Source organism: Paralcaligenes ginsengisoli (genome assembly GCF_054781135.1).
The window spans coordinates 1-15,596 of record NZ_BAAGUZ010000002.1 but is presented as its reverse complement, the minus strand read 5'-3'; the positions used below and the strand labels follow the sequence as shown (position 1 = coordinate 15,596).

Here is a 15,596-nt window from a genome sequence, read left to right as displayed (position 1 = left end):
TCATGGAAAGCGAAATCAAGCTGCTCAGCGGCGCCATGGTGACCCTGGCTCTGGCCACGGCCACCCTGGTGGTGGTGCCTTATATGCAGTTGTCTCATGTCGAGCCTTCTCCAGGCCTGAAGCCCTACACCTCGCAGCAGTTGCGCGGGCGTGAAGTCTATATACAAAATGGCTGTGTGTACTGTCATTCGCAGCAGCCGCGCAGCCAGGCGCAGACTCCTGCCGACTTCAAACGCGGCTGGGGCAGGGCTCCGGTTGCCGGCGACTACTATTACGATTCGCCTCATTTGCTGGGCACCATGCGCACCGGGCCCGATCTGTTCAATATCGGCGCGCGCCAGCCCAGCGCCGACTGGAACCTGGGGCATCTCTACCAGCCACGCGCCTATACGCCGGGCAGCATCATGCCTTCCTATCCGTTTTTATTCGAGGTCAAAGACAAGGCCGGCCCGGGCGATAAGGTGGTGAACCTGCCTCCAGGCTTCGCCCCGCCAGGAGAGGTCGTCGTGGCCAGGCCCGAGGCGGTGGATCTGGTCGAGTATCTGCTTGGGCTCGACCACACTTATCCAGTCAAGAACGATCTGAATCCCGGCAAGTAATCGCCTGCGCCTGCCAGGCGCGGCGATCCGCCGGATCGAAGGGGAATCATAGTGGCGCAAGACAAAATATCGGAAGCCCAGAAGCGTGAAATGCCGGAGCCTTCCGAGGGCAGCCGGCCCATACCGTGGGCCGTCATCGTTATTGTGGCGGCGGCATTCCTGTCGGCGGTGGCGTATCTTTGGATGACTCCTCAAAGCAATGATCCCAGCCTGGGAGACCATCGCATCGCGGCGGACTTCGCCGTGGCCAAGTCCAGCTCCACCGGCGCCGTCGATGGCGCGCAAATCTACGCGGCCCAGTGCGTGGCCTGCCACCAGGCCAACGGGGCCGGCCTGCCCGGCGTATTTCCGCCCCTGGCCGAGTCGGAATGGGTGCTGGGCAAGCCCGAGGTCGCCGCCCGCATCGTGCTGCATGGCGTTACCGGGCCTCTCAAGGTCAAGGGGGCTACGTACAATGGACAGATGCCCACTTTCAAAGACAAGCTCAGCGACAAGGAAATTGCCGCGGTGCTGACCCACGTGCGATCCAGCTTTGGCAATAAGGCCGACAAGGTCGATGAGGCCCTGGTCAAGAAGGAACGCGCCGCGACTCAATCCCATGACAAACCCTGGAACGGCGATGCGGAGCTGGACAGTATGCGGTGATGCCCGCTTTGCGGGAATCGGATGAAGTCGCTTGTATCCATAGTCCTGGTTTGCGTGCTGGGCCTGGGAGCCATCTACGCGCAGACCGACGGCTTCTCCGTGGTCACGACGGAGTCGGCTCGCAGGCTGTCGGTGGCAAGTCATCCACGCCAGTTGCCCGATGCGCTGCTGCAGATGGCTTCGGGTGGCCAGGACACCTTGCTGCATGCCTTGCGGTCCGACGGACGCATTACCGTCGTCAACTTCATTTATACCCGCTGCCTGTCGATTTGCCTGGCCATGGGTTCGGAGTACCAGCAAATGCAGGCGGCGCTTCGGGCCAAGGGCTTGGCGGGCCGGATCCGCCTGTTGAGCATCAGCTTCGATCCCGCCGATACGCCCGGGCAGCTTGAACGCTACGCGCAAGGCATGCACGCCGATCCCGGCATATGGCAATTTGCGGCGGTACCGCAGGCCGCGCAGCGGCGCGCATTGCTCGATGCCTTTGGTATTGTCGTGGTTCCGGCGCCGCTGGGGCAGTTCGTGCACAATGCCGCCTATCACATCGTGACGGCCGACGGACGCCTGGCGCGTGTCATCGACTATAGCGAGCCGCATTCGGTGCTGGACTTTGCGGCCGACCAGGCGCGGCGCAAGAGTGCTTTCATTCCCGGCGCGGGGCATTCATGAATCTGCGCGGCTTGCCTCGCCCATCTCTTGCCATGCGCCATGCCCTGGTCAGCGTGGCCTTGCTGTTGCTTGCGATTGTTTTTGTCAGGCCGTTGACGGCCTCGATGGCGCTGCATATGCTGGTTCATATCCCGGCGTTGCTGATCGCCGGCATGTTTGCCTGGCGTGCGGCGGCGGCAAGTGGCGGGGCCAGGAACAGGTTCCTGGCCAAAGTCTTGCGCCGCTATCGCGAATACGATGAATTCGGCATTCCCGGCCTGCTGCTGGCGAGCTTTGCCGGTGCGTACTGGATGCTTCCCAAGGCCCTGGACCAAGTGCAGGCTTTGCCCTGGGCAGAAGTGCTGAAGTTTTTTGTGTTATTTATATTAGGGATGATACTGCTTGACTCCCTGGCGCGGGCAAACAGGGTCGTCAAGTTATTTTTTCTGGGGAATTTCTGCTGGATGGCGGCGATTGTCGGAATCCTGTATCAAGACGGCTCCGTCCGGCTATGCAATTTTTATCTGGTGGATGATCAGGTCCTTGCCGGGCGGGGCCTGCTAGTGCTTTCCATTGCGTTGCCCGTGTTGTGGCTGTTGAGCAATTGGGCAGCCGTTCGGCGGTTTTTGCGTGCATAGACGGCATGGCGCCGCTTGTGTTTGTTTTCAGTAAAGGTTTTAGGCATGTTCAAACAGGATGTGGTACCGGGCGCCGTGGCGCTGCCTCGGCGGCTCAATCGCGCGGACGGCGTTTTTGCCGAGATAGGGCGCGCCTTGCAAGTGCTGGATGGCGCCGTTCATGCCGGCCGGCCCAATCCCGCCGGCAAGCCCGGGCCGGCGGCCCCCGATTTGTCGGTTCGCGAGCAAAAACATGCGGCGGCCCTGATGCGGGTCAATCATGTAGGCGAAGTCTGCGCCCAGGCCCTGTACCGGGGGCAGGCGGTTTTTTGCCGCGATGAGAAAATAAAGGAACTGTTCCGGCATGCCGCCTCGGAAGAGGTGGATCACCTGGTCTGGTGCCAGGATCGCCTGCACGAACTGCAAAGCCGCCCCAGTTATCTCAATCCTCTTTGGTATGCGGGCTCGTTCTCGCTGGGTTTGGTGGCGGGTTATGCCGGAGTTTCCAGGAACCTGGGTTTCATGGCCGAGACCGAATCCCAGGTTGAACAGCATTTGAATACGCACTTGAACAAGCTGCCGGCCGACGACGTGCGTTCACGACAGATCGTCGAACAAATGCGCAACGACGAGGTGAATCACCGTGCCACGGCGGAACATCATGGCGGTTTGCCGCTGCCCAGACCCGCAAGGTGGCTTATGCGCGGAATGGCCAAGGTCATGACCGGCACGGCATATTGGGTTTAAGGGTATACGCTTATTTGTAACAAAATAATTTTTTGTGTGTGATCGCGTGTACGCTACGGGGGAACGAGCTGTAAAAAAGCAACATATAGGGGAATTTGCGATATTTTTCCTTGGTCATCTTGCAATGCACAAAAAATGGTTATACACTTTGGTTATCGGATGTCGAAACGTGATTGCAGAGGGAAAACCCGGATCACACGGTCTCAAGCTTGATGCTTTAGCAGCCCGACATGCCACGGTTGTCTCCTCCACCCTCCTCCTTTGGTGGATTTAGCCCGAGATCTTACGATCTCGGGCTTTTTTTTATTTTTTTTCCGGTGTGGCGAGTTTTTCCGGAATGAAAAATACCCGGGTCGTAAAGCGGCAAATTATCGTGCTCCAGGCTTTGCCGGATCGGATATGGCGGTTCAAGCCTATTTTTGATGGCTGCAGGGTGCCTGTCTCCGTTGAGGAGGGCAATCCGCAGTATGATCTTTTTGTTGCACTTCTTCCGGGGTTTCCCCGTGATTCGCCACCAATACAACCGATAATGTCAGCTTCAGCTATTCAATTGCGTATGGAGGTTTTGTGCCCTCGCATCAAACTTGGGACTCGGTGACCTGGCTTTATATTTGTATTGTGGCGTTTACCATAGGCGGCCTGATTGTCGCTTCCGAACGCTGGCATGGAGCCTACACCGGCGATTCCGACCTGCATAAACCACAGGCTTCCCACTCGCGCGCGACGCCGCGCGTAGGCGGCCTGGCAGTGCTGGCCGGCAGTCTGGCCGGCCTGTTGGTGTTGGGCCCGCGCAATATGACACTGACCTGGCTATGGCCGGTTTTGTTTGTGGCCGCCTTGCCTGTGTTTGTCGCCGGCCTGCTCGAAGACATCACCAAAGATATCGGCTCGGGCAAGCGTTTGCTGGCGGCGTTCATTTCGGCGGCGATTGCATGGTGGCTGCTGGGCGGAGTCTCGCGGGTCGGCCTGTCGGGCGTCGACTGGATTCTCGGTTTCTGGCCGGTTTCACTGGTGTTCACCATGGTGGCCGTGGGGGGCTGTACGCATGCGCTGAATATTGTCGATGGCATGAATGGCCTGGCGGGAATGGTTGCGACCCTGATGGCTTTGTCCATTGGCCTGGTTGCCTTGCAAGTGCAGGATATCCCCATATTTTTGATTGCCGCGGCGCTGGCGTCCGCAACGCTGGGCTTCCTGGTCTGGAACTTTCCTTTTGGGCGCGTGTTCCTGGGCGATGGCGGAGCCTATTTCCTGGGGTTCATGCTGGCCGAACTGGCCGTGCAACTGGTGGTGCGCAATCCAAGCGTATCGCCGTTCTATGCGTTGGCCGTGCTGTTTTATCCCGTGTTCGAAACCTTGTTTTCCATTTGGCGGCGGCGGTTCAAGCGCGGTACGCCAGTCGATCAGCCCGATGCCTTGCATTTGCATCAACTGGTATTCCGGCGCCTGGTTCGGGTGACATTCAGCCGCGATAGCCGCCATTCGGTCCCGGCGCTGTGCAATGCCATGGCCTCGCCGTATTTGTGGGTGCTGACCCTGATCGGCCTGGTCCCCGCCACAATCTGGTGGGATAACGCGTGGGCCTTGTGCGCCAGCCTGGTGGTGTTCGCAGCGGTGTATATCTGGTTGTATTCCAGGCTGGTATCGTGGCGCCGTCCCATGTGGCTGTTGCTGCCCTCGCTGGGCCGCGACCACAACCGGCACAAGTAGCTACAAACGGGCGCCCATCAGGGGCGCCCCTACAGTTTTAATGTTCTAATTTTCAGCGTGTAACGTGGGAGATTCAAGTTGCAAATTCAAGATGTGAAACTTGCGGTAGTGGGCCTGGGCTATGTGGGCCTGCCTTTGGCGGTCGAGTTCGGTAAAAAGCGCTCGGTGCTGGGCTTCGATATCAATGCCCGCCGGATAGCCGAACTGAAAGAGGGCCGGGATCACACTCTGGAGGTCGATGGGCCTGAGCTGGCGCAGGCCAGCCACCTGAGCTTCAGCAGCGAAGCGGCGCAATTGGCCGAAGCCAATGTGTTCATCGTGACGGTTCCGACGCCTATCGACGAATACAAGCAGCCCGACCTCACGCCATTGGTTCGCGCCAGTGAAACCATAGGCAAAGTGCTCAAGCGCGGCGACGTGGTCATCTACGAGTCCACGGTATACCCGGGCGCCACGGAAGAAGAGTGCGTGCCGGTGCTGGAACGGGTTTCGGGCTTGCGCTTCAATGAAGATTTCTTCGCGGGCTACAGCCCCGAGCGCATCAATCCGGGCGACAAGTCGCATCGTGTTTCGACGATTAAAAAGGTCACGTCGGGATCCACGCCTGAAGTTGCCGAGCTGGTAGATGCTTTGTATCGTCAAATTATTGTCGCGGGCACTCACAAGGCTTCGTCCATTCGCGTGGCTGAAGCGGCCAAGGTCATTGAAAACACACAACGCGATGTCAATATCGCGCTCATCAACGAGTTGGCCCTGATTTTCAACAAGATGGGCATCGATACCCAGGCGGTCCTCGAGGCGGCCGGTACCAAATGGAATTTCCTGCCTTTTCGCCCGGGTCTGGTCGGCGGCCATTGCATAGGTGTCGATCCCTACTATCTGACGCACAAGGCCCAAGCCATAGGCTATCACCCGGAAATCATCCTGGCGGGCCGGCGGCTGAACGATTCCATGGGCGGCTATGTGGTGTCGCAACTGGTCAAGACCATGACCAAGCGCCGCATCCAGGTGCAAGGCTCGAAAGTCCTGGTCATGGGTCTGACCTTCAAGGAAAACTGCCCCGATCTGCGCAATACCCGAATCGTCGATATTGTGCGCGAACTTGGCGAATACAACATTGATGTCGACGTCTACGATCCCTGGGTCGATCCGGCGGAAGCCCAGCATGAATATGGCTTTACCCCTGTGGCCAAGCCGCAGGCAGGCTCCTACGACGGTATCATCCTGGCCGTGTCGCATCATCAGTTTGTCGAAATGGGCGCGCAGGCGATCCGGGCCTTGGGCAAGGCCGAGCATGTTTTATACGATCTCAAGTATGTGCTGTCCGTCGATGATTCCGATTTGCGTTTGTAATTTGTATTGAAGGCTTATATGACTACCCGTTATCAAGAAGTACTGGCCGGCTTGCGCAGCGAACCCAAGACGTGGCTGGTGACAGGCTGCGCCGGATTCATCGGCTCCAACATTCTGGAGACTCTGCTGGTGCTGGGCCAGAAAGTGGTGGGCCTGGATAATTTCGCAACGGGCCATCAATACAATCTTGACGAAGTCCGCGATACCGTCACTCCCGAACAGTGGGCGCGGTTCACCTTCCAGCAAGGCGACATACGCGATCTGGCGGCTTGCCAAAAGGCTGTTGCCGGTGTCGATTACGTTTTGCACCAGGCTGCGCTGGGGTCTGTGCCCCGTTCGCTGGCCGACCCGATCACTACCAACGAAGTCAATGTGGCCGGCTTTTTGAACATGCTGGTGGCGGCGCGCGATGCCAAGGTATTGTCTTTTGTTTATGCCGCATCAAGCTCCACGTATGGCGACCACGAAGCGCTGCCGAAGGTTGAAGACCGCATTGGCAAGCCATTGTCGCCGTACGCGATCACCAAGTATGTGAACGAACTCTATGCCGATGTCTTTGCCCGCTCTTACGGTTTCGGCAGCATAGGGCTGCGCTACTTCAATGTATTTGGCAAGCGTCAGGACCCCAATGGCGCGTACGCCGCCGTGATTCCCAAGTGGGTGTCCGCGATGATACGCGGCGAGCCGGTGGTTGTGAACGGCGATGGCGAGACAAGCCGTGATTTCTGCTTTGTCGACAACGCGGTGCAAGCCAATATACTGGCCGCCCTGGCGCAGCCCGACGGCGTCAATCAGGTTTACAACGTGGCCTACAACGCCCGCACCAGCCTGAACGAATTGTTCGAATATCTGGCCAAGGCCCTGGGCAATAATGGTGTCGTGTACGACAAGCAGCCGGTCTATTCCGATTTTCGCGCCGGCGACGTGCGCCATTCGCAGGCCGATATCAGCAAGGCCAGAAGCCTGCTGGGGTACGAGCCCATGCACAACATCGTGCAGGGGCTCGAGGTAGCGATGCCCTGGTACACGCAATTCTTGCGTTGACTTGAAAACATTCACCCAGCGACTTTCGAGCCTGCACTCCGATCACCGGCGTATCGCGCAAGGTGCGGCCCGGGTCGCTTTTTTCCTGCTTCTGGGCAAGGCGGCGGGCGCGCTCAAGGAAATGGCTGTTGCGTATCGCTACGGCGTGAGCAGCGTGGTGGACGCCTATCAATTCACCATGACCATGGCCAACTGGCTGCCGGTCACTATTGTGGGTGTGTTGTCGGTGGTGCTGATCCCGGTGCTGGTTCGCACGCGCTATGAAGATGCCCGTATCCGTGTCCGGTTTCTGGGCGAGCTGCAAGCCTGGGTGATCGGGCTGGGGGTCGTTCTGGCTGTGCTGACTTATACGGCGTGGCCCTATGTACTGCAATTGGCCGGCAAGGGCTTGCCCCCGGATGTGCAATTGATGAGCTCGCAGCTTACCCTGGCTTTTGCCCCGGCGGCCTTGCTGACGCTGGTGACCGGCGTCAGCGCGGCGCGCTTGAGGGCTCATGAGCGGCATATCAACACACTGCTCGACAGTGTGCCGGCTGTCGCGATCCTGGTCTGGGTCATGTTGGCCGCCACCGCGCACGATGTAGGCCCGCTGTTGTGGGGGACCCTGGTGGGGTATGCGATCCAGTCGGTATGGCTGCTGTGGTTGGCGTCAAGGGCCGATGGCACGTGGGGACGTCCCACGCCGGGGCTGAGTTCGCCGCACTGGCCCGATCTGGTCAAGGCCGCCGGAGTGATGTTGCTGGGGCAGGTCGCCATGAGCTTTGTCGGCCCTATCGATCAATACACGGCGGCCAATCTGGGGGCCAATGCCAATGCCACGCTGGGTTACGCAAGCCGTTTGCTGTCGCTGGTGCTGGGCATAGGCGCCGCGTCGGTCGGCCGGGCCGCCTTGCCGGTGCTGGCCGACATCCAGGGGCGTGGCGATGTGGCGCATGCGCGCAGCACCGCGCTGAAATGGTCGGGGCTGATGTTGCTGGCCGGTGCCATGGTGACGCTGGCGGGCTGGTTCCTGGCTCCTTGGGGTGTAAGCCTGTTGTTTCAGCGCGGCGCCTTCACGGCCGAGAATACGCAGACGGTCGCGCATGTGCTGCGCTGGGGTCTGTTGCAGCTTCCGTTTTATTTCGGGGTGCTGATACTTGTGCAGTTATTGGCCAGCCAGAACCGCTACCGGATCATGGCCGCCATCGCCATTGCCAATTTCGCCCTGAAGGCCGTCATGAATTATGTGCTGGCGCCAACCATGGGGGTGGCGGGCATCATGCTGGCCACCAGCGTGATGTACGCCTTGTCCTATACATGCTATGTCGTGGTTGCGCTGCGTGCAGTGCCGGCCATCGGCCGCCCCAAGTCCTGAACACGAAGGTATTGTCTTGAGTTTTTCGCCCCGTCCTCCCCACTTGATGATTGTGATCCACTCCCTGAATGGGGGAGGCGCCGAGCGGGTTGCCGTCGATCTGGGCGCTTACTGGGCTGAACGTGGCTACAGCGTCACCATGGTTACGCAGGCCGACGCCGCCAGTGATGCATATGCGCTGCATCCATCGGTTCGGCGTATCGCGCTGGGCACGGCGGCGTCCAGCGCGGGCCGGTTCGGCGGGATGCTGGCCAATCTGCGCCGGGTATGGGCATTGCGGCGCCTGATCAGGCGCCTGCGGCCGACTCTTGTGCTGGGCATGATGACTACCGCATCGATCCTGGCGATCATTGCCGCGCGCGGATCGAAATGCCGTGTGATCGCGACCGAGCATACCCATCCGCCATCGCAGGAACTGAGCGAGATGTGGTTGCGCCTGAGGCGCTGGGCGTATCCGCAGGCGGCCAAGGTGGTGGCCTTGACTTCGGGCACGGCGCACTGGCTGGAAGAGCATGTCCCCGGATCGAAGCTTGCCGTCATTCCCAATGCGGTGCGCTGGCCCCTGGAAATTGCCGAGCCGATACTGCCACCTCCGGAAAAGAACGGCCGCTACAGGTTGTTGGGCGTTGGCCGGCTGCATCCTCATAAAGGGTTCGATCTGTTGATACAGGCTTTTCAGATGCTCGCCAGCCATGTCCCCGACTGGGATCTGGTGATACTGGGCGAAGGCGGCAGCCGCGAGGATTTGCAACGGCAGATAGACGCGGCCGAACTCGGCGGGCGCATCAGCATGCCCGGCCGGGTGGGTAATGTCGGACAATGGTACGAGCAGTCTGATTTGTATGTGCTGAGCTCCAGGGTCGAAGGGCTGTCCAATACGCTGATCGAATCCATGGCCAGCGGCCTGGCGCCGGTGGCGTTCGATTGCGAGACCGGGCCGCGGGAGATCGTGCGCAATGGCATAGACGGTGTATTGGTGCAGCCCGCCGAAGATGTCGAGGCGCTTGCCGCCCATTTGTGCAACTTGATGACACGCCGCGAGCAGCGCGAGGCTTATGCGAAGAGGGCGGTGGATGTGCGGGACCGCTTTTCTACCGCTCGTGTCATGGCATTGTGGCGGCATGTGTTTGAAGGCGACTGACATAGCCCCCAGGGGCATTAGCGTATAGCGAGTAGATTATGTGCGGAATCGTTGGGGCTTGGGGAGTTTTGCCCAATAAGCGGGCGGTCATCGAGCGCAGTTGCCATAATATGCGGCAGCGAGGGCCCGATAGCCAAGGCTACTGGGAGGATGCGCAGGCGCGCCTGGCCCTTGGCCATGTGCGTCTGGCCATTCTCGACTTGTCGCAGGCGGGGCATCAGCCGATGCTGTCGGCATGCGAACGCTTTGCGCTGGTGCTCAATGGTGAAATCTACAACCATCTGGAATTGCGTGCCGTGCTCGAGGGCGAAGGCAAGGCACCGGCGTGGCGTGGTCATTCCGATACGGAAACCATTCTGGCCGGTTTTGCGGCCTGGGGGGTGGAACAAACCCTGTACAAGGCCCGCGGCATGTTTGCCATGGGATTGTGGGACAGGCAGGAGCGCACGCTTGCGCTGATGCGCGATCGCATGGGGGAAAAGCCGCTGTACATGGGTTTCGCGGGCGGCAATTTCGTGTTCGGGTCGCAGCTCAGCGCTTTGGTGAATATCCCGGGGTTCTCCCGGGAAATCGATCGGCGCGCGTTGTCGCTGCTGGTTCGCCACAACTATATTCCCGCGCCCTGGAGCATTTATCGCTCCATGCAGAAATTGCTGCCCGGCACCTGGATCTGCATGACGGAAGATCAATGCCGGCGCCGTGAAATACCGCCCGCCCAGGTCTATTGGTCGGCGCTGACGGTGGCGGGACAGGCCAGCGAGCAGCTATTGAGTTTCGACTCGGACGACATGGCCGTCGATGCCCTTGAAGAAGTGCTGGAAGACGCGGTGAAAGGGCAGATGCTGGCCGACGTGGGGCTTGGCGCCTTTCTTTCGGGAGGTGTCGATTCCTCGATAGTCGTGGCTATGATGCAGGCGCATAATGCGCGGGCCGTCAATACTTTTTCCATAGGCTTTAACGAGCCTGAGTATAACGAGGCCGAGCACGCGAAAGCAGTCGCCCGGCACTTGGGTACGTCTCACACCGAGCTGTATGTCACGCCCGAGGACGCCCTGGCGGTTGTTCCGACCCTGGCGTCCATGTACGACGAGCCGTTTGCCGATTCCTCGCAGATACCGACGTCCCTGGTGGCTCGCATGGCCAGGCAGCATGTCACGGTGGCGCTGTCGGGCGATGGCGGCGACGAACTGTTTGGCGGCTATTCACGCTATTTCCGCGCCCGGCGGTGGTGGGACAAGCGGCGGTCCGTGCCGGGCGCATTGCGCAAGCCGGTGTCTTTCCTGAGCCGGGTCGGTGCGGGTTTGGTGCCTGCGGGGCACGCCAGGGATCAGCTCGACAAGCTGGCCGAACTGGCTTGCGCCTCGCATTCCGGGCAGTTCTATCGGCAGTTTGTCGCATACTGGAAAGATCCGGCCAAAGTAGTGCTGAATGCCGAAATACCGCTTACGGCGTTTGATGAAGAGTCGGACAACAGTTTTTTCGAACACATGATGCTGCTTGACGCCATCACCTATCTACCCGACGACATTCTGGTCAAGGTCGATCGGGCCGCCATGGCCGTGAGTCTCGAAACCCGCGTGCCGATGATCGATCACCGCGTGTTCGAGTTTGCCCAGCGCTTGCCGCTGGATTACAAAATCCGCGATGGGCGCGGCAAATGGCTATTGCGCCAGCTGCTGTACAAACATGTACCCAAGGCGCTGGTCGATCGGCCCAAAAAAGGGTTTTCGATTCCTCTGGCCGCCTGGCTGCGTGGGCCTTTGAAGGATTGGGCGGCGGCTTTGCTGGACCCGGCCAGATTGCGCCGGGAAGGCTTGTTCGATGAGCGTCCTGTCTCGCGAAAATGGCAGGAGCATCAATCCGGCAGGCGCGACTGGAGCACACACTTGTGGAGCATATTGATGACCCAGGCCTGGCTCGATGAAACCACGCGCAATTCGGGGTCGAGGCTGTAATGAGAATCGTCTTTCTGGTCAGCTCCATGCATGCCGGCGGTGCTGAGCGGGTGGCGGCTACTCTGGCCAACGCCTGGTCGGCGCGCGGCGAGTCCGTGGTCCTGGTGCCAACCTATACCGGAAAAGGCTCCTGTTTTTACCCAATTTCGCCGGAGGTCGAGTTGCTGTGGCTGGCCGACCGCATCGGCGCGGCCGCCAACCCGGCGCTGGCGGGGCTGAAAAAGTTGCGCGCCTTGCGGCGCCTGGTCCGGGAAAAAAAACCCGACCTGATCGTATCGTTTCTGACCAATGTGAATGTCATGGCCCTGCTGGCGACTCGCGGCCTGGGGGTTCCCGTGATCGTCTGCGAGCGCACCAACCCCGCGTTCAGCAGCAATGTGGGCGCGGTGCTGCGCCTTCTGCGCAAGTGGACGTACCCTTGGGCGAGTCTTGTGACTGTGCAGGCCGAGGCCAGCGCGGAGCCGTTCAAACACATGGTGCCGGGCATTCGCCGCCTGGCTGTCATACCCAACCCCCTGCCTCCCGAGTTGTTCGACACGCGTCTGGCCGCCTGTGTGCCCGATGCGCGCGGCCGCTATCGCTTGATGGCCATGGGGCGCCTGGTGCCCGCCAAGCAGTTCGGCGCTTTGATCCAGGCATTTTCCACCTTGGCGGCGCGTCATGCCAACTGGGACTTGTCCATCTGGGGCGATGGGCCATTGCGCGGCGCGCTGACCCAGCAGATCGAGGCCGCCGGCATGTCGTCGCGCATTGCCTTGCCGGGCCGCACGGAGACCCCGTGGCAAGAGCTTGCGCAGGCCCACGCCTTTGCGCTGACCTCCAGGGTCGAAGGGTTTCCCAATGTGCTGCTCGAAGCCATGGCGCTCGGCTTGCCGTGCCTTGCCGTGGATTGCCCAAGCGGGCCGCGCGAAATGACGCGCAACGGAGAAGACGGAATGCTTGTTCCTTTAGGCGATCAGGCCGCTCTGACGCGCGGCCTGGATCGTTTGCTGGGCGATTCCGTGCTGCGCCGCTCGCTGGCCGATCGCGCCGCTGTCTCGGTGCGCAAGCGCTACTCGCTATCGTCTGTGCTGATGGCCTGGGATGATTTGATGGCGCAAGCCGAAACTTCACACGTGAAAGGGAACAATGCATGACTCAGGCTGTATCGGAATTGCATCCCGCATTGAGAATCGTGCACGTCATTTCCGGCCTGGGCCAGGGCGGCGCCGAAACGGTTTTGCACCGACTTGTCACCGCTCCCGGGCAGCCCAACCGGCACACGGTCATTTCCATGACCGACGAAGGCGTGTTCGGTGCGCGCCTGCGTGAAGCGGGCATTACGGTTCATGCCTTGAACATGCGTGCCGGGCGCCTGTCGCCGGGCGGCGTGTGGCGCTTGTATCGTCTGCTGCGCGCCAGTGCGCCAGATGTGGTGCAAACCTGGATGTATCACGCCGATCTGATAGGCGGCGTGGCGGCGCGTCTGGCCGGCATCAAGGCCGTGTCCTGGGGCATACGCAATTCCGGCGCCAATTTACAAGAGGGCAGCCGGTCCGCCCGAGCCCTGGCCTGGTTGTGCGCGCGGCTTTCCTGCCTGGTGCCTGCCGTCATCGTGGCATGCGCCGAGAATGCATCGGCGCGTCACCAGGAATGGGGCTATCGTGCCGATCGCATGCTTGTCATCCCCAATGGCTACGATTTGACGCGCTGGCAAGCCAGGCCGCAAGCCCGGATCGATTTGCGGGCCGCGTGGAGGGTGGATGCCGACACACCCCTGATCGGCAGCGTGGCGCGCTGGAATCCCCTTAAAGACCATGCCAACCTGCTGCAGGCTTTTGCGCAAAGCCTGTCGGCGCATCCGGCCTTGCGCTGTGTGCTGGCGGGACGCGGCATGGATGAAGGCAATGCCGAACTCATGGCGCTGCTCGCGCGGCTGAACCTGCGGGACAAGGTCATCCTGCTGGGGCAGCGCGATGATATCCCCGATATCATGAGCGCGATCGATGTGCATGTTTTGTCGAGCTGCGCCGAAGGCTTTCCGAATGTGGTGGCCGAGGCCATGGCGGTCGGGACCCTATGCGTCGTGACCGATGTAGGCGATGCGGCGAAGATTGTTGCCGGTGAAGGCTGGGTGGCGCCGCCCCGCAATCCGGCTGCCTTGTCCGAAGCGGTGAACCAGGCCGTGGCGGCGCTGGGTACGGCCGACATGGCAAACCGGTCGCGGCGCGGGCGGGAACGCGTACGGCAGGAATACAGCCTGGCTACCATGGTGGAGGCGTACCAGCTTGTGTGGCAGCGTCTGGCGGCTGATTTTCCGTCGCGACTTGTCCGGGCCGCAGATACGCGGTCTGCGCCACGCCTGCTGTTCGTGGTGAACAACCCCGCCTTCTTCCTGTCTCACCGCCTGCCTTTGGCGCTGGGTGCCCGGGATGCCGGCTTCGATGTTCATGTGGCGACCATGGATGGGGCATCGGTGGCGCAAATCACGGCTTGCGGCCTGCGGCATCATGTGATTCCCATGAGCCGCAGCGGTAAGAATCCGGTTCAGGAAATACATACTATCTACGCCTTGTGGCGCTTGTATCGCCGCTTGCGTCCCAGTGTTGTTCATGCGGTCACGATCAAGCCGGTGCTGTATGGCGGTATTGCCGCAAGGCTGGCAGGTGTGCCGGCTTTTGTGGCAGCGGTATCCGGCCTGGGTTTTGTTTTTACACGATCCGGCCAGGGCTTCAATTTTGTGCGGGCGGCGGCCATTGCCTTGTATCGCCTGGCCCTGGGGCACCCGAACAGTCGCGTCATTTTTCAGAACACGGACGATCGTGATTTGCTGAGCGATGCCGGCGTTGTCAGGCCGGAGCAAGTGGTATTGGTGCGTGGCTCGGGAGTCGATCTCGATCGGTTCCAGGTCACGCCCGAGCCCGAGGGGGCGCCGGTCGCGATCATGGCGGCCCGCCTGTTGCACGACAAAGGTGTGCGGGAGTTCGTGGCCGCGGCCAAGGCCTCGGCGGGGCATCCGACGGGCCTGCGTTGGGTCCTGGCCGGCAGCCCCGACCCGGGCAATCCCGCCAGCGTCAGTCAGGACGAGTTTGTCCGGTGGCAGCGGGAAGGGGTTGTTGAGTGTCTGGGGGAACGTTCGGATATCGCCGAGCTTTACAACGCATCGCATATTGTCGTCTTACCCTCCTACCGGGAGGGCTTGCCCAAGTCGCTGGTCGAGGCGGCGGCCTGCGGCCGCGCGGTGGTAACCACCGATGTGCCGGGGTGCCGCGATGCGATCGAAGTCGGCGTCACCGGTTTGTTGGTGGCCACACGCGATGTGGCCGGTTTGGCGGCGGCGGTGCAGCGCCTGGCCGGCGATCCTGTTTTGCGCCAGCGCTTTGGCGCGGCCGGGCGGCAGTTGGCCGAGCGGGAATTCGATATCCGCAAAATCGTGCGGATCCATTTGGATATCTATACCTCCTTGTGCCGCTAGGGTATTTTCGGTTCGAGTGTTTACAGCACTCGATGCTTTGGTCGCTTTGGTATTTAAAGACGCCGTCTATCGGGGCTTGGGGTCAGGACCGGCACGGCGTGCTTCATCCGGATTTAGCTCGGCAAGGCGGGCGTCGGGCGAACTCGCGTCGCCCCGCGATGCGGGGCGCCACTCAGACAGCGCCCGCCGACTACCCCCGCCTTGCCGAGCTAAATCCGGCGCACGCCTTACGCCGGTCCTGACCCCAAGCCCCGATAGACGGCTCACGTGATGGCATGCCTGGAATGAACTTGCCAGCTCAAGGTATACCTCGCTGCATGACCTCAACG

13 protein-coding genes and 1 pseudogene are annotated in these 15,596 nt (G+C 60.9%); all 14 read left to right on the top strand.

Annotation, left to right across the window (positions count from 1 at the left end):
- The first annotated feature begins 2 nt into the window (after positions 1-2).
- The 14 genes and pseudogenes from ACYVIS_RS00270 to ACYVIS_RS00205 all read left to right on the top strand — a co-directional run bounded on the left by ACYVIS_RS00270 (position 3) and on the right by ACYVIS_RS00205 (position 15,267).
- A complete protein-coding gene (locus ACYVIS_RS00270) occupies positions 3-599 on the top strand; it encodes a cbb3-type cytochrome c oxidase subunit II (RefSeq protein WP_232742476.1) in 597 nt (198 codons plus the stop codon).
- Positions 600-650: 51 nt separating this feature from the next.
- Positions 651-1,244: a c-type cytochrome gene (locus ACYVIS_RS00265; RefSeq protein WP_232742477.1), complete on the top strand. Its 594-nt coding sequence runs from the start codon at positions 651-653 to the stop codon at positions 1,242-1,244.
- 21 nt (positions 1,245-1,265) lie between these two features.
- On the top strand, positions 1,266-1,913 hold the full coding sequence (locus ACYVIS_RS00260; protein ID WP_232742478.1) for an SCO family protein: 648 nt from the start codon (positions 1,266-1,268) through the stop codon (positions 1,911-1,913).
- Entirely contained in the window at positions 1,910-2,530 is a 621-nt protein-coding gene (locus ACYVIS_RS00255; RefSeq protein ID WP_460872924.1) for a hypothetical protein, read from the top strand. The genes ACYVIS_RS00260 and ACYVIS_RS00255 overlap by 4 nt, the downstream gene beginning before the upstream one ends.
- Positions 2,531-2,575: 45 nt before the next feature.
- On the top strand, positions 2,576-3,256 hold the full coding sequence (gene coq7, locus ACYVIS_RS00250; RefSeq protein ID WP_460872923.1) for a 2-polyprenyl-3-methyl-6-methoxy-1,4-benzoquinone monooxygenase: 681 nt from the start codon (positions 2,576-2,578) through the stop codon (positions 3,254-3,256).
- Between the two features lie 594 nt (positions 3,257-3,850).
- The gene (locus ACYVIS_RS00245; protein ID WP_232744773.1) at positions 3,851-4,966 is read left to right on the top strand and encodes an MraY family glycosyltransferase; all 1,116 of its coding nucleotides are present in this window, start codon (positions 3,851-3,853) and stop codon (positions 4,964-4,966) included.
- Positions 4,967-5,044: 78 nt separating this feature from the next.
- The gene (tviB, locus tag ACYVIS_RS00240) at positions 5,045-6,319 is read left to right on the top strand and encodes a Vi polysaccharide biosynthesis UDP-N-acetylglucosamine C-6 dehydrogenase TviB (protein WP_232742481.1); all 1,275 of its coding nucleotides are present in this window, start codon (positions 5,045-5,047) and stop codon (positions 6,317-6,319) included.
- Between the two features lie 18 nt (positions 6,320-6,337).
- On the top strand, positions 6,338-7,363 hold the full coding sequence (locus ACYVIS_RS00235; protein ID WP_232742482.1) for an SDR family oxidoreductase: 1,026 nt from the start codon (positions 6,338-6,340) through the stop codon (positions 7,361-7,363).
- Position 7,364: 1 nt separating this feature from the next.
- A complete protein-coding gene (gene murJ, locus ACYVIS_RS00230) occupies positions 7,365-8,717 on the top strand; it encodes a murein biosynthesis integral membrane protein MurJ (protein ID WP_232742483.1) in 1,353 nt (450 codons plus the stop codon).
- A 46-nt stretch (positions 8,718-8,763) separates the two neighbouring features.
- Positions 8,764-9,858, top strand: a complete 1,095-nt coding sequence (locus ACYVIS_RS00225) for a glycosyltransferase family 4 protein (RefSeq protein ID WP_232744774.1) — start codon at positions 8,764-8,766, stop codon at positions 9,856-9,858.
- Between the two features lie 38 nt (positions 9,859-9,896).
- Positions 9,897-11,813, top strand: coding sequence for an asparagine synthase (glutamine-hydrolyzing) (gene asnB, locus ACYVIS_RS00220; protein ID WP_232742484.1), 1,917 nt, complete (start codon positions 9,897-9,899; stop codon positions 11,811-11,813).
- The gene (locus ACYVIS_RS00215) at positions 11,813-12,949 is read left to right on the top strand and encodes a glycosyltransferase family 4 protein (RefSeq protein ID WP_460872922.1); all 1,137 of its coding nucleotides are present in this window, start codon (positions 11,813-11,815) and stop codon (positions 12,947-12,949) included. The genes asnB and ACYVIS_RS00215 overlap by 1 nt, the downstream gene beginning before the upstream one ends.
- Positions 12,946-13,968 (top strand): annotated as a pseudogene (locus tag ACYVIS_RS00210) (glycosyltransferase family 4 protein); the annotation flags it as partial. The gene ACYVIS_RS00215 and the pseudogene ACYVIS_RS00210, both read left to right, overlap by 4 nt.
- A 126-nt stretch (positions 13,969-14,094) precedes the next feature.
- A complete protein-coding gene (locus ACYVIS_RS00205) occupies positions 14,095-15,267 on the top strand; it encodes a glycosyltransferase family 4 protein (RefSeq protein ID WP_460873179.1) in 1,173 nt (390 codons plus the stop codon).
- The last annotated feature ends 329 nt before the right edge of the window (positions 15,268-15,596 follow it).

Excerpts from the sequence above, each read along its gene's own strand:
- ACYVIS_RS00270 (WP_232742476.1), top strand. The coding sequence starts at position 3 with ATGGAAAGCGAAATCAAGCTGCTCAGCGGCGCCATGGTGACCCTGGCT.
- ACYVIS_RS00260 (WP_232742478.1), top strand. The coding sequence starts at position 1,266 with ATGAAGTCGCTTGTATCCATAGTCCTGGTTTGCGTGCTGGGCCTGGGA.
- ACYVIS_RS00255 (WP_460872924.1), top strand. The coding sequence starts at position 1,910 with ATGAATCTGCGCGGCTTGCCTCGCCCATCTCTTGCCATGCGCCATGCC.
- coq7 (WP_460872923.1), top strand. The coding sequence starts at position 2,576 with ATGTTCAAACAGGATGTGGTACCGGGCGCCGTGGCGCTGCCTCGGCGG.
- ACYVIS_RS00235 (WP_232742482.1), top strand. The coding sequence starts at position 6,338 with ATGACTACCCGTTATCAAGAAGTACTGGCCGGCTTGCGCAGCGAACCC.
- ACYVIS_RS00225 (WP_232744774.1), top strand. The coding sequence starts at position 8,764 with ATGATTGTGATCCACTCCCTGAATGGGGGAGGCGCCGAGCGGGTTGCC.
- asnB (WP_232742484.1), top strand. The coding sequence starts at position 9,897 with ATGTGCGGAATCGTTGGGGCTTGGGGAGTTTTGCCCAATAAGCGGGCG.
- ACYVIS_RS00215 (WP_460872922.1), top strand. The coding sequence starts at position 11,813 with ATGAGAATCGTCTTTCTGGTCAGCTCCATGCATGCCGGCGGTGCTGAG.